This is a genomic window from Glutamicibacter sp. NPDC127525, from assembly GCF_042672105.1.
Taxonomy (GTDB): Bacteria; Actinomycetota; Actinomycetes; order Actinomycetales; family Micrococcaceae; genus Glutamicibacter.
The window spans coordinates 1,064,084-1,084,298 of the sequence record NZ_JBHXVN010000001.1 but is presented as its reverse complement, the minus strand read 5'-3'; the positions used below and the strand labels follow the sequence as shown (position 1 = coordinate 1,084,298).

The 20,215-nt window shown below is 59.5% G+C and carries 20 protein-coding genes and 1 tRNA gene; 10 read left to right on the top strand and 11 right to left on the bottom strand.

The features are described from left to right. Window positions 1-6: 6 nt before the first annotated feature. Window positions 7-1,698, top strand: coding sequence for a 2-succinyl-5-enolpyruvyl-6-hydroxy-3-cyclohexene-1-carboxylic-acid synthase (gene menD / locus ACFVHU_RS05100; RefSeq protein ID WP_388022975.1), 1,692 nt, complete (start codon window positions 7-9; stop codon window positions 1,696-1,698). 71 nt (window positions 1,699-1,769) lie between these two features. Here the strand turns inward: menD and ACFVHU_RS05095 are convergent, their stop codons facing one another. From ACFVHU_RS05095 to ACFVHU_RS05080, 4 genes are all read right to left on the bottom strand, one after another. Next, on the bottom strand, window positions 1,770-2,552 hold the full coding sequence (locus ACFVHU_RS05095; protein WP_133833593.1) for an amino acid ABC transporter ATP-binding protein: 783 nt from the start codon (window positions 2,550-2,552) through the stop codon (window positions 1,770-1,772). Between the two features lie 13 nt (window positions 2,553-2,565). After that, the gene (locus ACFVHU_RS05090; protein ID WP_105656910.1) at window positions 2,566-3,357 is read right to left on the bottom strand and encodes an amino acid ABC transporter permease; all 792 of its coding nucleotides are present in this window, start codon (window positions 3,355-3,357) and stop codon (window positions 2,566-2,568) included. A 98-nt stretch (window positions 3,358-3,455) separates the two neighbouring features. Continuing rightward, window positions 3,456-4,244, bottom strand: a complete 789-nt coding sequence (locus ACFVHU_RS05085) for a transporter substrate-binding domain-containing protein (RefSeq protein ID WP_388022810.1) — start codon at window positions 4,242-4,244, stop codon at window positions 3,456-3,458. A gap of 166 nt (window positions 4,245-4,410) precedes the next feature. Next, on the bottom strand, window positions 4,411-5,748 hold the full coding sequence (locus tag ACFVHU_RS05080; RefSeq protein WP_388022807.1) for an isochorismate synthase MenF: 1,338 nt from the start codon (window positions 5,746-5,748) through the stop codon (window positions 4,411-4,413). 290 nt (window positions 5,749-6,038) lie between these two features. Here ACFVHU_RS05080 and ACFVHU_RS05075 point away from each other — a divergent pair, with 290 nt between their 5' ends. After that, a complete protein-coding gene (locus ACFVHU_RS05075; RefSeq protein WP_388022804.1) occupies window positions 6,039-7,136 on the top strand; it encodes a polyprenyl synthetase family protein in 1,098 nt (365 codons plus the stop codon). A gap of 83 nt (window positions 7,137-7,219) precedes the next feature. Here the strand turns inward: ACFVHU_RS05075 and ACFVHU_RS05070 are convergent, their stop codons facing one another. From ACFVHU_RS05070 to ACFVHU_RS05055, 4 genes are all read right to left on the bottom strand, one after another. Continuing rightward, the gene (locus ACFVHU_RS05070; protein ID WP_166650716.1) at window positions 7,220-7,390 is read right to left on the bottom strand and encodes a hypothetical protein; all 171 of its coding nucleotides are present in this window, start codon (window positions 7,388-7,390) and stop codon (window positions 7,220-7,222) included. A 183-nt stretch (window positions 7,391-7,573) separates the two neighbouring features. Further along, complete coding sequence (locus tag ACFVHU_RS05065; RefSeq protein WP_388022801.1) at window positions 7,574-8,086, bottom strand: HIT family protein; 513 nt, start codon at window positions 8,084-8,086, stop codon at window positions 7,574-7,576. Then, complete coding sequence (locus ACFVHU_RS05060; protein ID WP_105656905.1) at window positions 8,086-8,520, bottom strand: hypothetical protein; 435 nt, start codon at window positions 8,518-8,520, stop codon at window positions 8,086-8,088. Before ACFVHU_RS05060 ends, ACFVHU_RS05065 begins: the two co-directional genes overlap by 1 nt. A gap of 18 nt (window positions 8,521-8,538) precedes the next feature. Then, window positions 8,539-9,942, bottom strand: coding sequence for a PucR family transcriptional regulator (locus ACFVHU_RS05055; RefSeq protein ID WP_388022798.1), 1,404 nt, complete (start codon window positions 9,940-9,942; stop codon window positions 8,539-8,541). A 114-nt stretch (window positions 9,943-10,056) separates the two neighbouring features. Here ACFVHU_RS05055 and ACFVHU_RS05050 point away from each other — a divergent pair, with 114 nt between their 5' ends. From ACFVHU_RS05050 to gabT, 3 genes are all read left to right on the top strand, one after another. Further along, a complete protein-coding gene (locus tag ACFVHU_RS05050) occupies window positions 10,057-11,664 on the top strand; it encodes a sodium-dependent transporter (RefSeq protein WP_388022795.1) in 1,608 nt (535 codons plus the stop codon). 2 nt (window positions 11,665-11,666) lie between these two features. Continuing rightward, window positions 11,667-11,810 (top strand): methionine/alanine import family NSS transporter small subunit, encoded by a 144-nt coding sequence (locus tag ACFVHU_RS05045; protein ID WP_332487043.1) that lies wholly within the window; start codon window positions 11,667-11,669, stop codon window positions 11,808-11,810. A 206-nt stretch (window positions 11,811-12,016) separates the two neighbouring features. After that, window positions 12,017-13,360: a 4-aminobutyrate--2-oxoglutarate transaminase gene (gene gabT / locus ACFVHU_RS05040; protein ID WP_388022792.1), complete on the top strand. Its 1,344-nt coding sequence runs from the start codon at window positions 12,017-12,019 to the stop codon at window positions 13,358-13,360. Between the two features lie 94 nt (window positions 13,361-13,454). On the opposite strand, the gene rarD is transcribed toward gabT, so the two are convergent. After that, complete coding sequence (gene rarD / locus ACFVHU_RS05035) at window positions 13,455-14,393, bottom strand: EamA family transporter RarD (RefSeq protein ID WP_388022789.1); 939 nt, start codon at window positions 14,391-14,393, stop codon at window positions 13,455-13,457. Window positions 14,394-14,631: 238 nt separating this feature from the next. Here rarD and htpX point away from each other — a divergent pair, with 238 nt between their 5' ends. Together htpX and ACFVHU_RS05025 are read left to right on the top strand one after the other, a co-directional pair. Then, a complete protein-coding gene (gene htpX, locus ACFVHU_RS05030; RefSeq protein ID WP_105656899.1) occupies window positions 14,632-15,510 on the top strand; it encodes a zinc metalloprotease HtpX in 879 nt (292 codons plus the stop codon). Between the two features lie 229 nt (window positions 15,511-15,739). After that, window positions 15,740-16,336 carry a hypothetical protein gene (locus tag ACFVHU_RS05025; protein ID WP_388022785.1) on the top strand — a complete coding sequence of 199 codons (597 nt, stop codon included), beginning with the start codon at window positions 15,740-15,742 and terminating at the stop codon, window positions 16,334-16,336. 115 nt (window positions 16,337-16,451) lie between these two features. On the opposite strand, the gene ACFVHU_RS05020 is transcribed toward ACFVHU_RS05025, so the two are convergent. After that, window positions 16,452-16,940 (bottom strand): YajQ family cyclic di-GMP-binding protein, encoded by a 489-nt coding sequence (locus ACFVHU_RS05020; RefSeq protein ID WP_105656897.1) that lies wholly within the window; start codon window positions 16,938-16,940, stop codon window positions 16,452-16,454. 182 nt (window positions 16,941-17,122) lie between these two features. Here ACFVHU_RS05020 and ACFVHU_RS05015 point away from each other — a divergent pair. Together ACFVHU_RS05015 and trxA are read left to right on the top strand one after the other, a co-directional pair. After that, a tRNA-Tyr gene (locus tag ACFVHU_RS05015) sits at window positions 17,123-17,204 on the top strand. A 141-nt stretch (window positions 17,205-17,345) separates the two neighbouring features. Next, the gene (trxA, locus tag ACFVHU_RS05010; RefSeq protein ID WP_105656896.1) at window positions 17,346-17,720 is read left to right on the top strand and encodes a thioredoxin; all 375 of its coding nucleotides are present in this window, start codon (window positions 17,346-17,348) and stop codon (window positions 17,718-17,720) included. A 24-nt stretch (window positions 17,721-17,744) separates the two neighbouring features. On the opposite strand, the gene ACFVHU_RS05005 is transcribed toward trxA, so the two are convergent. Then, window positions 17,745-18,707: a DNA-3-methyladenine glycosylase family protein gene (locus ACFVHU_RS05005; RefSeq protein ID WP_388022780.1), complete on the bottom strand. Its 963-nt coding sequence runs from the start codon at window positions 18,705-18,707 to the stop codon at window positions 17,745-17,747. A gap of 139 nt (window positions 18,708-18,846) precedes the next feature. On the opposite strand from ACFVHU_RS05005, the gene ACFVHU_RS05000 reads away from it, so the two are divergent. Then, window positions 18,847-20,211: a pyridoxal-phosphate dependent enzyme gene (locus tag ACFVHU_RS05000; protein WP_332498254.1), complete on the top strand. Its 1,365-nt coding sequence runs from the start codon at window positions 18,847-18,849 to the stop codon at window positions 20,209-20,211. Window positions 20,212-20,215 lie beyond the last annotated feature (4 nt).

Below are 20,215 nucleotides of genomic sequence, written 5' to 3'. Positions count from 1 at the left end.
GTGGGAATGCAGCAACCTGGCGAGCAACGCGCCATCACTACAGCTCGCCATGTGCTCTCCGCCCTGATCAGTGCCGGGATCAGGGATCTGGTGATTTCTCCCGGTTCGCGCAGCGCGCCCTTGGCCTATGCTGCAGCCGAGGCAGAAGCCGCGGGGATCCTGGATATCCATGTGCGCATCGACGAACGCTCCGCGGCCTTCATGGCACTGGGCCTCGCCCAAAGCACCATGCGGCCGGTCGCCCTCGCCGCCACCAGCGGCTCGGCCATCGGGCAAATGCTGCCTGCAGTAATGGAAGCCAACCACACCGCGACACCACTTCTGGTCCTTTCTGCCGACCGTCCCGATGAACTGCACGGCACCGGTGCCAGCCAGAGCACGCGCCAGAAAACCCTCTTTGGCGAGCACGTTCGCCTGGCCGCCAATGTCCCCGCTGGGACCGATCCGCAACACGAGGTCCAACGCGCTTTACTGGCCTTGGCCGGCGACCAGCACACTGCCGCAGGTCCGGTCCAATTGAATCTGCAGTTCCGGGATCCGCTCACCCCTGCACAGGACGAGAGGATCGAGAGCCAAAGCTGGACGGCAGTTGAGCCGGGGCAGTGGCAGGCACACGACCAGCTGGACAGGGCGAGCTTGCCGGTCCAGCAGCTGGAGCCACGCCGGAGCGTTGTCATCGCCGGGCATGGCGCCGGAGAAGAGGCGCAACGATTCGCCCACACTCTGGGGCTGCCATTATTTGCCGAACCATCTTCTAACGCACGCTTCTCGGCCAACGCCATTGGCCACTACCGTCCGCTGATCGCGGCAGGCATGGACCGCATTGAACGCGTGGTGCTCTTTGGCCGTCCGACATTGAGCCGCCCGGTAGGCCAGCTCCTGGCCAACCCAGCGATCGAATCGGTGATTTGGCAGCCTGCGCCAGCGGCCTGGTATGAAGCGGGACGGCGCCGCGAGACCCCGGTCAGCTCGTGGAGCGAATTGCAGGAGTTCGCCGGAACCGGTGCAAAGGGGTGGCTGGAAGCGTGGCAGCAGCTTGATGCCCAAGCTTTGGAAGTACGGCAACGCCTGAGCCGCGAATCGCTGATTAACGGGGTAGATGTTGCCGAAGCTATTTGGGATTACGCGCCGGAAGTCCTGCTGCTGGGCTCATCCAACATCGTTCGCGACTTCGACCTGGCGGCCCGACCGGCACCCGAACCAACTATGACCGTGCATGCCAACCGCGGTCTTGCCGGAATCGATGGGACCATTGCCACCGCCCTGGGCCTGGCCCGGGGAAGCAAAAAGCGGACGCTTGCGGTGATGGGAGATATTACCTTCGCCCATGACGCCAGCTCGCTGTCCTGGACCCCCGGCGAAGAGCAGCCAATGGTGGATATCGTGGTCTACAACGACGGGGGAGGAGCAATCTTCTCCACCCTGGAGCATGGTGCCGTGGATGCCTCAGGCCGGTACGCCAATGCGGTGGAACGGTTCTTTGCCACACCGCAGCAGCTGAGCCTGCCTGCGCTCGCCGAAGCCTATGGCTGGCAGTACGCCAGGGCCGCAAGCAAGGAAGAGCTCAGCGCCGTCTTGACTTCAACGCAGCCGGCGAACCTGCGCCTGATTGAAGTGCCTGCATCGCGGAGCAGCCTGCGCGCCGAGAATCTTGAATCAAATCAACAGATCGGGCAGCTAGCCTGGCCAGAGCTGTAGGGAAAAAAGAAATTCCCCTGCGTCGACCATCGGCAACGATGGGCAACGCAGGGGAATTTTTGCAGTTGAACTCAGATATCCACGTGCGTGGGATCGAGCACGCGACGCAGGAAGTCCTGGGTACGTGGCTGCTGCGGATTGCCAATGACATCCACGGCCTTGCCTTCTTCCACCACGACGCCACCGTCCATGAAGAACACGCGGTCAGCAACTTCCTTGGCGAAAGCCATCTCGTGGGTGACCACCAGCATGGTCATGCCCGCTTGGGCCAGATTCTTCATAATGGACAGGACCTCGCCCACGGTCTCCGGATCCAATGCACTGGTTGGCTCATCGAAGAGCATCAGCGTTGGTTCCATGGATAGCGCTCGGGCAATGGCCACGCGCTGCTGCTGGCCGCCGGAAAGCTGGTCGGGGTAGCGATCGCCGAAGTCGCCCAGGCCTACACGTTCCAGATTGCGCAACGCGACCTTCTGGGCGTCGGCCTTCTTGCGCTTGAGCACCTTGATAGGGGATATCGTGCAGTTCTCCAGCACGGTCAGGTGCGGGAAGAGGTTGAACTGCTGGAAGACCATGCCTACTTGCTGGCGCATCTTGTCCAGGTTCACATCGGGATCGGTGACATTGAAGCCACCGACCATAATGGTTCCTCCGTTTGGCTGCTCCAGCAAATTCACGCAACGCAGCAGAGTGGACTTGCCTGAACCGGATGGGCCGATCAGGCAGACAACCTCGCCCGGAGCAACATTCAGGTCAATGCCCTTGAGCACTTCGTTGCTACCGTAGGACTTGCGCAGTCCGGTGATTTCCACGCCCGAAGCATGGACTGAAAGTTCATTGGTGTCAGTCGACATTTTCAAGTCCTATCTATCGCTTGGTCTTGGCGGCGCGGGATTCAAACTTGCGGGCCACCAAGCTCAGCGGGATGGTGATCACCAAGTAGAATAGGCCGGCGACAACCAGCGGGGTGATGCCGGCATCGATTTGCGAAATGCCATCACGGCCAAACTTGGTCATTTCGTACTGGGCCATCGACGCACCGAGGATGAATGCCAACGAGGTGTCCTTGGTCAGCAAGATGATTTCGTTGGTCATTGGCGGCAACACGATCTTGAACGCCTGCGGAATCACGATGGTGACCATGGCACGCCACGCTGGCATGCCCAACGAACGTGCAGCTTCGGTCTGTCCCTTTGGCACCGCCTGCAGGCCTGCACGCAGGGTCTCAGCGATGTAGGCGGCCGAGACCAGGCCCAAGGCGCACATGACATTGACCGGCTGCGGCCACTGGGTTCCGAACGCCTGCGGCAAGCCGAAGCCGAAGGCCAATAGGACCAGGATGGCTGGAATACCGCGGAAGAATTCGATAAATGCAGTGGCGAACCAGCGATAGGGCGCGAAGGACGCCATTTTCATCAGGGCCAGAAGCAGACCCAGGATGAGGCCGAAGGCGAAGGAGATGATCGTGTAGAAGATCGTGTTCTTCAGACCGACCAAGATCATGCCAGGGAACATCGGTCCCAATTTGTCGAAGGAGAAGAAGGCATAAATGGCCTTGTTCCAATCAACGGCCAAGACCAGTGCGATGATCGCGATGATGAAGATGGCGATTTGAATGGTCTTGCTCATGCGGGCGCGCTGACGTGTAGTCATTGCCATGCTTGATTACCTCTCATAAAGGAAGCGGAAGCTGGACTGCCAACCTGTGGGTGCAGTCCATGCCCCCGCTTGCCTTGGAATCAGTTGATCCTCGAGAATTACTTCTCGCCGAACCACTTCACAGTCAGTTCTTCCATGGTTCCTGCATCGGCCAGCCGCTTGAGGGTGCCATTGACCAGTTCCAAGGTCTTTGGCTGCTCCTGTGGAACCGCAATGCCCAGCTGCTCGCCGGTCTTGAAGTCGGCCACGACGCTGAAGCCGTCCTTATCCTTGATCGCGTAGCCCAATACCGACTGGTTGCCCAGCAATGCATCCACTTGGCCAGCCAGAAGTGCCTGGGTTTGCAAACCGGCATCCTCGAAGCCAACGATGTTGCTCAAGCCCTGTTCCTTGGCGTACTTCTCGCCGGTGGTGGCCTGCTGGACGCCGACCTTCTTGTCCTTGGCGGATTCAAGATCCTTGATTTCAGAACCGTCAGCCGAAATCAGCACCAGATCGTCATCCATATAAGGGGTGGAGAAGTCCATCTTGGCCGAACGCTCTTCGGTGATCGATACCGAGGAGATCGCGATATCGCACTGGGTGCTGAACAGGCCGGATTCAATGGAGTCGAAGCTGGCGTCGATGACGTTCAGATCCAGTTCTGCATCCTTGGCAATCTCGGCAGCGATATCCATATCGAAGCCGACGTTCTTGCCGTCCTTGACGAATTCGAATGGTTCGTAAGGAATGTCTGAGCAAATGGTGAGTTTGCCTTCGTTGAGCGGGAAGGAACCAGCTTCGGCTTCACCTTCGGAACGGGAACCGGAACCGCAGGCGGTGAGCGCCAGCAATGCAACGGACGTGACGGCAACAGCGGAGGCGAACTTCTTCTTGAGACTACGCATAGGATCAGAACCTACTTTCGGGTTATGCGAGTGGATCAGTGCGTAGCCACAATCATAACCGGGGCAACACTAGGCTGAGATTCACCTCACACATGTCGCGTCGAGACTAAGGATTATTTATGCTCAGTGCGATCCTGGCGGCCTTGATCCGCTGCGCAGCCTGCGCCTACTCGGCTCCGAGGGCTTGGCGCATGGGACGCATCTTCGCCCATGATTCGGCTAGTTCATCCTCGGGCACCGATCCCGGAACAATGCCGCAGCCCGCGTACAGGCGCATCAGCTTTTCGTCTTCCAGGATTCCGCCACGCAGCGCGATGCCGAATTCGCCATCGCCACGGCTGTCAACCCAGCCCACGGGGCCGGCATACGGTCCGCGGTCCATGCCTTCCAGCTCGCGCAAGAGCACGCCAGCCTTCTTGGTCGGCGTGCCGCACACTGCAGCGGTCGGATGGAAAATCTCGGCAACATCCAGAGCGGTAGGCAGAACCCCGGCGGCATCGGCGCGCAACTGGGCGCGTACGTCGCTGGCCAAATGCCAAACATTGGGAAGCTGCAGAATAAAAGGTTCTTCCGGCGCGCTCATGCCGTGCGAAATGGGATTCAGGGAAGCCGTGAGCGAATCTATGGCCAGCTGGTGCTCGTTGCGCTGCTTCGGATCTTCAAAGAGGTTGCGGTGTGCGAATCCGGGGTCCTCGGCGCCAGCAGCCGCGCGGTCGAGCGTGCCAGCTAATACGCGGGCCTCGGCCAAGCCGTCGGTAACGCGCACCAGCATCTCCGGGGTAGCGCCTACCAGGCCGTCAACTGAATAGGTCCAGCAATTGCCATAGTGCTCGGTCAGCGCATCGACCACGCGGGCAAGATTGATCGGGGTGGAACTGTGCGCCAACACGTCGCGGGCCAGCACCAGCTTGGAAATTCCGCGTTCCTCGAAGCGGCCCAGCGCCTGATCCACGGCATCAAGATAGGAACCGGCGGTCAGCTGTCCGCTGGTCAGTTCAATGCTGCCCGGTTCGCCCGCCGGCAACGACGCATCGGCCATCGCGGCTTCGGCGCGGGCCAAGGCCTGCTGGTAGGTCAGCCCGTCGAGTTCCTCTGCGCTGCCGGTGATGGTAATCCAGGACTTTTCCTCATCGCGGCCAATCACCAGCTGCGGGATCACCATGCGCGATTCGAAGACGCTGGTGAAGGAGAAGGCAAAAGATCCGAAGGACACCAGGCCGCTGCCGGGGCGGGCGATCGGGTCAATGATCTGTGCCTGTTCGATGATCTGTGCCAGCCAGGCGCGGGCACGTGCAAAGCGCTCTTCGCCGTGGGTGTGCAAGCGGGCCGCAGTGCCAAAGCCAACCAGACCGTGGCCGTTGCGGGTCCAGACCAAGCTTCGGTGACGCAATGAGTCGGCAACTAGTGTTTCGGGGGCATCAAGGTATTCAAAGGTGATGCTGGTGAGAACAGGAGCCGACGGCTGATGAGCGCTGGCGCTAAGAACGGGCGAATCTGCAGACATGATAAGGCTAAGCCTACCGCGCAATGCCGGGGGAAAAGGCTTGCGGGTGTCCGTGGTCACCCCTGTGAGATCGGCCGGGTCTGGTGAGAAGTGCCGGGGGAACCCGGTAAACTCTAAAACGACCTCCTAGGTCGCTGGTACCAGACCGGTATGCCCGGTCTGGCCATGCCAGCAATGTGCAGTGGAAAGCATCGGCTAGAGTGAAGAGATGTTTGCGTGCATCTTGCAGGCAGATTGCCTTCGCATACCGCGATGGCCAACCCGATGAAAGATAAGTAAGCCGTAGAACAGTGACTGATTCGAAGAGCAACTGGACCGCAGCCGGACACGACGTGTCCGACTCGATTGAGCTGAATCCTGAAACCGCTGCATTAGCTGCGGCCATCAATCTTCCCTCGGGCTTCGCTTTGCTGGCCGAGGACCCGGACTTCGGTCCGGCTATTTCCATCGGCATGGCGAAGGTGGAGAAGCTGCTCCGCGACGCGCTGGCCAACTCCGACCCCTTGATCGACGCATCCAGCCGCCACCTCGTTGAGGCCGGAGGCAAGCGAGTGCGTCCCTTGCTGGTGCTGCTGACTTCCCTGCTCGGCGACGGCGTGAATGACGATGTCATCAAGGCCGCCGCCGTCGTGGAACTCACCCACCTGGCAACCCTGTACCACGATGACGTCATGGACTCTGCTCCAATGCGCCGCGGTGCGCCAACAGCTCACGAGGTGTGGGGCAACTCGGTGGCGATTCTCGCCGGCGACCTGATCTTCGCCCGTGCATCGGTCTTCGGATCCGAGCTGGGCCCAGAAGCAGTCATGTGGCAGTCGCGCACCTTCGAGCGCTTGTGCCTCGGACAGCTGCATGAATCCATCGGTCCGCGCGAGGGCGACGATGCCATCGAGCACCACATCCAGGTAATCAGCGACAAGACCGCGTCGCTGCTCTCCACCTCCGGAGCCTTCGGCGCCCGTTTCGGTGGCGCCCCGCAGTACATTGAGGTACTGCGCGAGTATGGCGAAAAGGTTGGCGTTGCCTTCCAGGTCGCCGATGACGTGATCGACTTGGCATCCACGGAAGCCGACTCGGGCAAGACTCCGGGCACCGATTTGCGTGAAGGCGTGCCGACCTTGCCAATTCTGCTGCTGCGCCAGGCAGCAGCCGAGGGCGACGCGCAAGCGCAGAAGGCTATCGAACTGGTTGATGCGGATCTGGCCACCGATGAAGCACTGGCGGCCGCTGTGGAAGCTGTCACCTCGCACCAGGCAATCCATGATGCATGGAAGGCCGCACGCCAGTGGGCCGATGACGCGATTGCCGTCTTGGCTCCACTGCCCGAGGGCACCGTGAAGCAGGCGCTGATTTCCTTCGCGGATGCGGTTGTTACCCGCGAAGCCTAGGCAAGCTTGAACAGACAAAACCCCGGAAGACTGCAAAGGTCTTCCGGGGTTCTGTTTTGCCCAGGGCGGCTGCCAGATCCCTGCTAGAGCTGGTCGTTGCAGTTCTGCCCGTCGTCGGTCGACGCTTTACTCCCAGGACGATTCTTGCTGGCGGTAAAGAATCTGACGGCGAGAATGACCAGGCCAATGGCCACAAGGGCCGGGATGATGTAGAAAATAATCAGTTCGTAGGTATTCGGGACCAGGGGATTCATGTGTTCATCTTATGAGGGCCCTGTCAGATGCAGTACCGCCTCAATGATGATATTTCTGTAGACCGGGAGCATGGCCGTAGTGCTGAGCGGAAAATGCCTGAGGTCTCCCATAAGTGGCAAGCCGGCCCCGGCAACGAATTCTCGTTCCCGGGGCCCGCTCGCGCCAGCGTCATGCCCTCGTGCTTATCGGACGATGTTCTCCGGGACCAGCGGCTGCGGATGCTCGGGGGAAAAGAGCGCTTGGCGCAGCTGCTGCGCTTTGCTGGCCCGATCCTGGATCGATACCCGGTGGCGCAGCTGCCGATAGAGCTCGTCATCGGCGTAGCGCGGGAAAACGTGCTGATGGTAATGCCAAACATGCTGATTGCCCGCAGGCTCATTGTGCTGCCGCGTGCTCGTGCCCTCGGGATTCCAGGCGAGCTTCATCGCCAGGGCAACGCGCTTGGTCTCCCGCATGATCGCGGCGCCGGTCTGCTCATCCAGATCGTAGAGCGCTTCCAGATGCGCGGTCGGAATGATCATCACGTGCCCGCCGTAATTACCGAACCCATCACAAGCCATGATTGCTGCCACCAGATCTGTCTGGTAGATCAGATCCGTGGGCGCGCACAAGTTGTCCTGGCTGAAAGGCTGGTCGTTGACCAGCTCGCAGAAGGGACACTGGTAGTTGGCTGGTTCATGGGAACGGTGGAGCACTAGTCCTCCAATTCGGCGGCCAGCTCTTCAAACACCCAGGTGTACATGTCCAGGGTGAATTCGCTGAAGGTGCCTTCCTCGCTGGTCCATTTTCCCTTGGCATTGCTGCGGCGGTAGACGATTGGATCCGGAACATCGAGCTGGGATGCCTTGAAGCCCCACACGAACTTCTCTTCCTCATCTTCCAGGAACAGGAGGTAGCCGTCTTCGATTTCCAGTTCTTCAGGGTCGAAGAAGTAGTGGTAGGCCTCCATGAAATCCTCATTGTTGCCCAGAGCACGATAGAACTCTTCAAGGACAAATGGAATTGAGACCTCTGACTGCGCCAGCCCTTCGCGCAATTCTTCGGCGCTCAAGCCATCGGCTTCGTTCCACTGGTCTTCCAAGTACTTGGGAACCAGGGAACAGAACTTCTCTAGAAACATGTCTGCCATGTCTTTATCCTATCGAGATTAGCCCAGCTCAAGGGCACTCAACGCGATCCAGAGCTGGACTCGGTCGCTAGTCACATTCGGGTCGTAGCCCGAGAGATCTGAAATTTGCTGGATCCGGTAGCGCACTGTGTTGCGATGCAGGCCCAAGGACTCGGCCACGGCCCCCACCGAGCCATCGCGGTTGAGGTATTCACGCAAGGTCAGCAATAGGTCAGAATCGTGGGAGGCGTCGAATTCCTGCAGCGGGCCCAGGGCTTCGATGGCCAAATCCTGCAGCGGAACATCGTGGGCGGCGAGCAGGAGCGAGGTGAGAGAAAGCTTGGTGGGTTCGTTGACCCGCTCTCCGTGGCGCAGGGACTCCAGGGCCTCGAAGTAGCTCCAGCGGATGCCGGTGGTATTCGGGTAGCGCCCGCCGTAGCCCACCCGAGCCGGAAGGCCGGCAGCGAGCAGATACTCGTCGAGGTGCTTGATGGACAGCTGCAGCTTGCTGTGCGCGACAATGATCGCCAGGCGGCCATCTATGATGGCTGAGACCTGCGAGGACAGATCGGCGGGCAGCGGCAGGGTTTGCAAGCGCTCGACCTGTGCTGGAGCCTGCACCAGGATGACCGAGTGCTCACGCTGGGTATTCAAGCCGAGTGCCCCCAGCCGGCCAGCGGCATCGGCGCCAACCAGGGCTCCAGTGGCGAGGTCCTCCAGCACCTGGCCGTTGGCCTGGCGCTGCGAGGCGCGCAGACGGGATTTATTAGCCAGTTCCAGCCCGATCAGCGACTGCGCGTAATCGACCACTGGATGGTGGACATAGGGTTCTGCAATATGCAGGGTGCACTTATCACGCAGACCCGTGGCCACCGGTCGTTCATTCCAGGAACGTGCAGGATCATAGTCCCCGCTGATCACTTCGCCGTGCAGGGTCAGCGTTACCTGGGTGCCGAGCATTCGCTCGAGTTCCTCGAGCATGCTGTCCAGATCCGAGGAAAGCAGTGTCTGGGCCAGCTTCTGGTGGGATTTCAGCAGGCTTTCAACACGCTTGAGGTGGTCGGAATTCAGTGCTTCGGCGATCAGCCGGGTAATTGCGGCAAAGGGTATCTGATAGGGCACCTCGAAGACCGGAAGCCCTACTTCGCGGGCCGCTTCAACCGTCGCTTGCGGGACTGAGGCGTGTTCCAGGCCTGTGCCGAAACCCAGGGCTACGGCATCGTTGGCCGCAAGGACTTTGACGAACTGCCGCTGTGCGGCCTTGGTCTTCTGGCGCACCCCGGTGGTCAACACGATTTCTCGCCCGGTGAGGAACTGCGACGGGTCAAGCAGCTCGGTCACCGCACCCCAGGTGATGACCATGCCATCGCGATGAGTGTGTTCAGTCAGCGGTCGAAGGTCGAGCTCGTCATGTTCCAGAAGACCGCGTAAACTAATTGCCATGTAGCCATTCTAGAGGGATGGCGAAAAGTTCCCGATTCAGCAAATTGCTCAAAATATGGACACGCGACCTCGAAAAATGACCACAATGTGAAAATTTTGCAGTAGCTTAGACACATGAGCACTCCATCTTCATCACAGGGCGCTCCACTCGCAACCGAGAAGCGTGAAACTTTCAGCTCCCGAAAGTTGTTCATCCTTTCAGCGATTGGTTCGGCCGTTGGTCTGGGAAACATCTGGCGTTTCCCTTACGTCGCCTACGAAAACGGCGGCGGCGCATTCTTGATCCCATATCTGGTCGCAATTCTCTGCGCCGGCATTCCGTTGCTGTTCCTCGACTACTCCATCGGCCACCGCTACCGCGGCTCTGCTCCGCTGGCATACCGCCGGGCCAACCGCAAGGCCGAGGCCCTGGGCTGGTGGCAGGTGCTGGTCTGCTTCATCATCGCCATCTACTACGCGGCCATCATTGCGTGGGCCGCGATGTACTGCTGGTTCTCGGTCACCAAGGCGTGGGATAAGAACCCGGACGGGGCTGCCGGATTCTTCATGGGCGACTTCCTGCAGGTCGCGGACGATGTCACCGTCGGGTTCGACTTCGTCGGCAGCGTCTTCTTCCCGATGCTGTGCGTTTGGCTGATCGCCATCGTGATCATGGTTGCCGGCGTGAACAAGGGCATTTCGCGGGCCAACGCGATCTTCATGCCTTTGCTGATCGTGATGTTCCTGATCCTCGTTATCCAGTCGGTCTTCCTGCCAGGTGCTGTGGACGGCTTGAATACCTTCTTCACGCCGAACTTCGAGGCGCTGTCGAATCCTTCGGTGTGGGCAGCGGCATTCGGCCATATCTTCTTCTCGCTGTCGGTGGCCTTCGGCATCATGGTGACCTACTCGTCCTACATGAAGCGCAAGAGCGACCTCACCGGTTCGGGCTACGTTGTAGCTTTCGCCAACTCCAGCTTCGAGCTGCTCGCCGGCATCGGCGTCTTCGCGGCTCTGGGGTTCATGGCGTACAACGCCGGCAGCTCCGTCGACGAAGTGGCAACCAGCGGAATCGGCCTGGCCTTCATCGCCTTCCCGACCATCGTTTCGCAGGCTCCCTTGGGCGGCGTCATCGGCGTGCTGTTCTTCGGTTCGCTGGTCTTTGCCGGCATTACCTCGTTGATCTCGATCCTCGAGGTGATTGTTGCGGCTTTCCAGGACAAGCTGGGCTGGAAGCGCCAGTCGGCCACCCTGGTTGTTGTCGTTCCAGTGGCATTGATCTCCATGATCTTGTTCCCAACCACCACTGGATTGTATTTGCTGGACACCATGGATGCGTTCGTGAACCAGTTCGGCATTCTCGCTTGCGCACTGGTGATCGTGATCGTCTTCGGTGCAGGCCTGGGCATGCTGCCTAAGCTGGCCAAGCACTTGAACCGCCACAGCTCCATCAAGCTGGGTACCGGCTGGATGGTCCTGGTCGGCGGCGTGGGCCCAGCTGTCTTGGGCTACATGCTGATCAATGAAATCCAGACCAAGCTTGCAACTCCCTATGAGGACTACCCTGTTTGGTTCCTCGGGATCTTCGGTTGGGGCATGGCCGGGGCATTGATTGTCGGCGCGGTCCTGCTGTCCCTGGTCCCTTGGAGCAAGAAGTCCAAGAAAAGCGACCCCGAGTTCGATCAGCATCGTGCGAACGTCGAGGCAGAAGAAGTCCCTGAAGTGTCCAGGAAGGAATACTAGCCATGAGTCCTATAGCGATTGTCTTCATGATTATCTCCATGCTGACCATTTGGGGAGGCCTGGCCATCGCCTTGATCAGCCTGAATCGCCATCCTGAAAAGCACGATGACGATGTGATCGAGCCTGCTGGCTCGGCAGGCAATTAGAACCTGTAGACTGCATCAAGATTGAAGGCCTCTTGGCTTCAAGTTCCGGCTTGAAGCGAAGAGGCCTTTTCCTGTGCAGATGCACTATGCGACACGAAATGTGTTGTGCCGATCCGCGTAGTCGCTTGGAGCTCAGGAGAATACTCTCTAGTTATAGAGAAAACTGGGCCAGAGAGCTCACTCATAAGTTCTGGAAGGACAAGCACATGGACGTTACCTACCGCATTGAACAGAAGCGCACGATCAATGGTCCGTTCCCCGGCCCGAAGTCGCAGGAACTGGCCGCACGCCGAGCCAAGGCAGTTGCTGCCGGTGTAGCTTCCAGCCTGCCTGTGTACGCGGCCGAGGTTGATGGCGGCATCATTGTCGATGTCGATGGCAACCAGCTCATCGACCTGGGCTCCGGCATCGCCGTCACGACCATTGGCGCCTCGAATCAGGCAGTAGCCAAAGCCGTCGCCGAACAGGCCGCGCGCTTCACCCACACCTGCTTCATGGTCGCTCCGTACGAGAACTACATCGAGCTGGCCGAGAAGCTGGCTGCCATCACTCCGGGCAACTTCGAGAAGCGTGCAGTCTTCTTCAACTCCGGTGCCGAAGCGGTAGAGAACGCCATCAAGGTAGCCCGCATTGCCACCGGCCGCCAGGCAGTCGTCGCCTTCGACCACGCCTACCACGGCCGCACCAACCTCACCATGGGCTTGACCGCCAAGGCCGCCCCATACAAGCGCGGCTTCGGCCCACTGGCACCGGAGATCTACCGCATGCCAATGAGCTACCCATACCGCGAAGAGAACCCGAACATCTTCGGCAAGGAAGCAGCCGAGCGCGCGATCCTGGCCATGGAGAAGCAGATCGGCGGCGACCAGATCGCTGCGATCATCATCGAGCCGATCCAGGGCGAGGGCGGCTTCATCGTTCCGGCCACCGGCTTCCTGCCGCGCATCGCCGAATGGGCCAAGGAAAACGGCATTGTCTTCGTTGCTGACGAAGTCCAGGCAGGCTTCGCACGCTCCGGTGCTTGGTTCGCCTCGGACATCGAAGGCATTGAGCCTGACATCATCACCTTGGCCAAGGGCATCGCCGGCGGCATGCCGCTGTCTGGCATTATCGGCCGTGCCGACCTGCTGGACTCGGTGCACGGTGGCGGTCTGGGCGGCACCTACGGCGGCAACCCGGTTGCTGTGGCCGCGGCACTGGAATCCATCAAGTTCATGGAAGAGCAGGACTTGGCGGGCCGCGCCCGCGAGATCGAAGAGAAGTTCTTCACCCGCTTCGGTGCGCTGCAGAAGGACATCAAGGAACTGGGCGACATCCGTGGCCGCGGCGGCATGGTTGCAATGGAATTCGTCAAGGCTGGTGGCAAGGAGCCGGATGCCGAGCTGACCAAGGCCATCGCAACCGAATGCCTGGCCCAGGGCGTCTTGATCCTCACCTGCGGCACCTACGGCAACGTGGTTCGCCTCTTGCCGCCGCTGGTGATCGGCGACGAGCTGCTCGAAGATGCGTTCAACGTACTGGAAGACGCAATCCGCAAGGCTGTTGCCTAAGTAGCTCAAAACAGGCCCTAAACGGCGAATGCCTCGAACCTCCCGCGGGAGATTCGAGGCATTCGCCGTATCGGCGGTGAGTGCAACCGGGCGTTCAGACCAACTTTTTCGGTTCCGGCATGGAGCCAATGCGTGGAGTTCGCATCATGTCCACGAGCACGAAGAGCACCGCAACCCATACCAAGGCGAAACCAACCCAGCGTTCGAATGGCATGTGCTCGCCAAAGACCAGCAGGCCCAGGATGAACTGCAAGAGCGGGGCGAGGAATTGCAATGAGCCCAAGGTGCTCAAAGGCAGGCGGCGAGCCGCGCCCCCGAAGAGCAAGAGCGGAACGGCGGTGATGATGCCGCTCGCTGCCAAAAGCGAGAGGCCAGGAACATCAGCCGAGAACAGCGCAGACTTCCCGTCAGCGGCCAGCCAGACCAGATAGCCGATGGCCAACGGGGTCAGCCAGACGGTTTCGATGGTCAAGGACCCCAGCGCAGTTCCGCTTTGGCCCACTTTGTTCTTCACCAGGCCATAGAAGCCAAAGGAGAAAGCCAAACCGAGGGAAATCCAAGGGACCTGTCCCAAGCCGATCGTCAAGACGAGTACAGCAACGGTGGCTATGGCAACAGCGATCCATTGCAGCCGACGCAATTTTTCTTTCAGGACGACAACACCCAGAAGAATCGCCACAATCGGGTTGATGAAGTAGCCCAGCGAGGCTTCCAGCACATGTCCGGTCAAGACCGCCAGTGCATAGAGAGTCCAGTTAGCTGCAATCAGAAGACTAGCCAGTCCCAACTGCCAGATGGTCTTGGAATCCTTGAACATCGCAAGGAACTGCTTGACCTGGCGCGTGAACGCCAGCAGCAGCAGGCAGAAAACCAGCGAGAAGATCACGCGAACGCCAACGAACTCGAAGGCCGAGATGTCAGGCAGCAACAGGAAGTAAGCCGGGAGCATGCCCCAAATCAGGTACGCGGCGGTGCCTTGGATCAGTCCGTAGCTATGTTCTGAACGGATCGGTTTAGCGGTACTTACGGACATGCAGGGCGCACACTTTCAGAAACAAAATGGATCAAGGGAGCGGCCCACCGGGAAACAAGTTGTGGAACCGCATCTTAAAACTACAACGTTCCCGCCGTCTGGATATTCCCCTGGGCCGGCGGTGCCTGCCATTCCACATGGCACTGTGATATTTTCACCGGAACATAAATGGAATTCCAGTCGTTGACTAGACTAGAGAACACCAACTTGGTTTGCTTCATTGAGGGAGTGCATCGCCGTGCATGGACATAACAACGGACTCAAAACCGCCTTTTTGATGGGCGGAATGTTTGCCCTGCTGCTGGCCATTGGCTCGCTGATATCCGCGGGCACCGGCCGTTCAATGTTCATTTGGATATTTGCCTTGATCGGCCTCGGAACTACTGCCTACAGCTATTGGAATAGCGACAAGCTGGCTCTGCGCTCGATGCACGCCTACCCGGTCAGCGAAGCGGAACAGCCGGGAATGTACCGAATCGTGCGTGAGCTGTCGATGAACGCGCAGCAGCCGATGCCGCGACTGTACGTTTCGCCAACCACTTCGCCGAACGCCTTTGCCACCGGCCGCAACCCGCAGAATTCGGCGGTGTGCTGCACCGAAGGCATCCTGCAGTTGCTGAACGAACGCGAATTGCGCGGGGTGCTGGGCCACGAGCTGATGCATGTCTACAACCGGGACATCCTCACTTCTTCGGTCGCCGCCGCGGTTGCGGGTGTCATCACCTCCGTTGCCCAGTTCCTGATGTTCTTCGGCGGCGGCAACAGCAATGACAACCGCGGGGTGAATCCGATCGCCTTGATTGCCCTTTCCCTGCTGGCGCCACTGGCAGCGTCGATCATCCAGATGGCCGTGAGCCGCACCCGCGAATATGATGCAGACGAGGACGGAGCCAAGCTGACCAATGATCCGCTGGCTTTGGCGAGCGCGCTTCGGAAACTGGAATCGGGGATTACGCAGGCTCCGCTGGCTTCCAATGACCAGAAGCTGGTCAACAGCTCGCACCTGATGATCGCCAATCCATTCGGCTCGCGCCTCAAGCGCATGTTCTCCACTCACCCGCCAATGGAGGATCGCATCGCACGGCTTGAAGCGATGGCTGGCGGACGCGGATACTAAGTGCAAAGCGGCTCCTGGGCTAAAGGCCGCATCTCATATGGAGATGCGGCCTTTAGCTTGTTTCGGGCCTTTCCCGTTGAACTGTTAGTTATCTACCCTCCTACTAAAGGATGAGGCGAAGATCTTTGTCTGTCCTAGTCAAGCAAAGATAGGCTGATCGTAGCGGCACCGAAGAGAAGACTCTCTGCCGTCTGATGATGGAGCAAGGAGCAAGGAGCAAGGAGCAAGGATGCGAGACGACGACGCGGCCCTTCTGCCCAGGCTTGGGGATGCCATATCCGGTCAACTGGCCACCGGAACGGTCAAAGGATTGGCTTGCCTGCTTGTGGCCTGGATTTGCTCATCATGGATCGCCCTCGACACTGCTTTCGGCACATTCGCTATCGCGCTGGCGATCTCGTATCTCCTCTCGGAAATCCTCGGCGCCATCATCGTTCGACCGATTGTCCTGAAAGAACGCCGTCCCAACCCCGGGGGAGTGCTGTACGTCGTCCTTCCATTCGTGGTGTCCATCATGGTCAGCTTTGCTGCGTCCTATGCGGTTACCAGCTCATTGCGTGACAGCAGTTTTGTGACAGTGCTCGTTGCCGCATGCAACGCCGCTGAGATCCTCTGGATCAAACCATGGGTGCCGGGCCCTTCGCCGGAAGAAATGGCCGCGAAGTTCCATGAATTCAAAGCCATGACCAAGGACCACTTCGCTGATGATGTTGCTGATATCAAGCGGCGGGCCAGGGAAAGGACTCGTGAACAGTACTACGCGAGGAAAGCCCGCGAAGAAGCAAAGTGGCTGAAGAGGCAGAAACGCGACGAGGATGAGCGCTGATCCTTCCCGGGTCCATGCTCCAGTGGTGCGCAGAATAGCAGCGAGGGCTGCTTCCCATGATGAATGGGAAACAGCCCTCGCTGTGTATCACGTGATTTCTAACGCTGGGTCAGTCCTAGCGGAAGTTCACGAACTGCAGATCCGCTTCTTCGAAGTCGCGCAGCAGAGCCATGGTGGCCTGCAGGTCATCGCGGGACTTGGAAGAGACGCGCAGCTCGTCACCCTGAATGGTTGACTTGATGCCCTTAGGCGCCTCATCGCGAATCAGCTTGTTGATCTTCTTGGCGACATCCTGGGCAATGCCCTCCTTGATGCTTGCCTCGATGCGGTATTCCTTGCCGGATGCAAATGGCTCGCCGGCATCCAATGACTTCAGGGAAATGCCGCGCTTGACCAGCTTGGACTGGAAAACATCCAGTACTGCGTTGACGCGCTCTTCCGAGTTGGCCTTCATCAGGATTTTCTCGCCGCTGAAATCAACTTCAGCGCCAACGCCCTTGAAGTCGTAGCGCTGGGCAATTTCCTTCTGGGCCTGGTTCATCGCGTTGGCGACTTCCTGGCTATCAACCTTGCTTACGACGTCGAATGTGGAATCACTAGCCATGTGAATACTCCTAGTTGAAACGGGTCTGATTCGCTTCATAGCCTACCGGTTTTGCCCCCTGGATTTGGGGTGTGATCAGGCTTACAGCAAAAATGCCCCTCTCGATTTCACAACATCGAAAAACTCCTGTAGAGTTATTTCTCGTTCCGACAAGAGCAAATGTTCTTGAAGCGAACGTACTCGGCAGATTACCCGAGTGGCCAAAGGGGGCTGACTGTAAATCAGCTGGCAACGCCTTCACTGGTTCGAATCCAGTATCTGCCACAAAATAACTCCCGGATCCCAGGATCCGGGAGTTTTTTGCATGCGGAAGGAATGCACGGCAACCCGGATCTTTCCTATTCCCGGTTCCGAACAAGATCACCTTTCTACGTATTTCAAATAAGGATCGGCTACCGTATAACCATGGCAACGAAAAATGTGAGCGAAGACGACTTCGCGAAGTTGATTGAAGACAACGACATCGTCCTCGTGGACTTCTGGGCCGACTGGTGCGGGCCGTGCAAGCAGTTTGCACCGGTTTACGACCAGACCTCGGACAAGTTCAGCGACGTCGTTTTTGCCAAGGTGGATACCGAAGCTGAGCAGGGCCTGGCACGTGCAGCTAACGTGACCTCGATTCCTACCATCATGGCGTTCCGCGAACAGGTCCTCGTATTCTCGCAGGCTGGTGCGTTGAACCAGACCCAGCTCGAAGATCTCGTCACCGCGGTCAAGGGCATTGACATGAGCGAAGTGCACAAACAGATCGCCGAGGAAGCCGCGCAGGCTGATTCCTAAGAACCATTAGAGGCTTCGGGCTCCTTACCTCCGCCGGTGATCCAGCGGTGCGTAACGGGGCCCGAAGCTTTGTTTTTTCTGCCCCGAAAGCACCAGCAAGCGCACTACGCGTTGACGGTGCGGGGCGTATGGCGCCAATAGCTCCAGCATCTGCCCATCGCTGATTCGGGAACCGGTAAGCACCTGGCCCACGAAATCAGCCAGATGGAAATCTCCCACCGAAATATGGTCACTGGATCCGTGGGAGCGCTGCAGGGTTTCGGCAATTGTCCAGGGACCAATGCCCGGCACCGAACCCAAGGCGGCTTCCAAGGTGCCCGGAGCCTTGGCGGTGGGCCGTGCATGGTCCATTGGCTTCTCGGCCCACCACTGCAAACTGCCGGCAACCTGCAGCAGGCGTGCCATGGTGTTAGCCCGCTGTCCTTCAACGCGCGCCTTTTGCCAGTCCCAGCGCCTCATCGAGGCTAGCTTTTGCGGTCCGGGGAAAATCATCAGGCCCTCGGGAGCCGGACCCGGAGCCCGCTGTCCCAAATGGCGGATCAGCCAGCGCCAGGAATAATTCGCTTCAATCCCGGTCACCCGCTGTTCCAAGATCGCCCCGGCGGCGTGCTCAAAGATCCTGCCGGTGCTGGGCAGAACGAAGTCCGGATGCAACGAGCGGGTGCGCGCGATAATTTCGGGGAACTGCCCTTCTTTGATCCTCGCGTCGAAATCGCTCCAGTCATCGAGCGCCCCTAGAAGGTTCGGCGCTGAGCCGATGGCCCAGTGGGCTCCGGGACCCCATGCTCGAAACGTTGCCGGGGCGGTGGGCGCGGGCTTGCTGATTTGCAGCGTGGCATCTCCGAACGGTGTTCCAAAGGCCAGCCATGCTTCGCTCTGGGACAGGCGGATGGTCGGATCTCCCAGTCCCCGGCGCAGGATTCCCAAAGTCTTGAGCAAGGACACGGGGCGGTGCGGATCGTAATCGGCGCTCAACGGCTTCTCCATGAATCGCATCCTATAGCCTCGTGCCTGCAGTAGCTTGCGGCAGGCTTGCCTAGCACTGATGAAAAGTGCCCGTCCACTGCGTGACGTTTCGCTACGTGCCGGAACGACATGTATGACAACCGCCGGTAAAGTTCTTGACATGAAGTATGCGTCCACAGTCCTAGATCTGATCGGCAATACCCCTTTGGTGAAGCTCAATCGAGTCACCGAGGGGATCAAAGCCACTGTATTGGTGAAGCTTGAATACTTGAATCCGGGTGGTTCCATCAAGGACCGCATCGCATTGAAGATGGTCGAGCGCGCCGAAGAATCCGGCCAGCTCAAGCCCGGCGGAACCATCGTGGAACCAACCAGCGGCAACACCGGTGTCGGCTTGGCCATGGTGGGCCAGCTCAAGGGCTACAACACCATCTTCGTCACCCCGGATAAGGTCGGCGAGGAAAAGCGCGATGTACTGCGCGCCTACGGTGCCAAGGTAGTAGTCACCCCAACCGCGGTGGCCCCGGATTCCCCTCAGTCCTACTACGGCGTATCGGACCGCCTGGTTACCGAGATCGACGGCGCCTACAAGCCCGACCAGTTCTCCAACCCGGCAGCACCTGACAGCCACTTCGAAACCACCGGACCGGAAATCTGGAACGACACCGACGGCAAGCTGACGCATGCGGTCATCAGCGCAGGAACCGGCGGCACCATCACCGGCACCGGACGCTACCTCAAGCAGGTTTCCGCCGGCCGCGCCTCGGGCCCGGTCAAGATCATTGCCGCTGACCCGGATGGCTCGGTCTACTCCGGTGGCACCGGACGCCCGTACTTCGTCGAGGGCGTCGGCGAAGACATGTGGCCAGGGAACTACGACCCATCCGTGCCGGATGCCGTGGAACCAGTCACCGACGCTGAGGCTTTTGAAATGACCCGCCGGTTGGCCAAGGAAGAAGGCCTGCTGCTGGGCGGTTCTTCGGGCATGGCAGTGGTCGCCGCGCTGCGTGCAGCCAAGGACCTGGGCGAAGACGACGTAGTTGTCGTGATCGCCCCGGATGGCGGTCGCGGCTACCTGGCCAAGATCTTCAACGACCAGTGGATGCTGGACCAGGGCTTCACCACCGATGAATACTCCGCCTTGGACTTCATCGGCGCGGCACTTGCCAAGCAGGGCACCACCACGGTGGCTTTGGATACCACCCTGGCCGAAGCGGCCAAGGCACTGCGCGAGCAGGGCGATGACGCACTGGTCGTGTCCACTTCGCCGCTGCCAGCGCGTATCGGCGAGATCCGCGGTGTCATTGGCGCGGGGGACATCACCGACGCACTGCTGGCTGGCGCAGAACCAACCAGTACGCTGGCAGACCTGGGCGACTTGGCCAAGCCATTCATCGGCACCGCAGACACCCCGGAACATGCACAGGAACTGCTCAAGAGCCACCCGGCCGTACTGCTGACCAAGGGCGGCGAAGTGATCGCCGCGGCTACCGCAGCCGATCTCTTGGCCTACTCCACCCGCTAGAGAC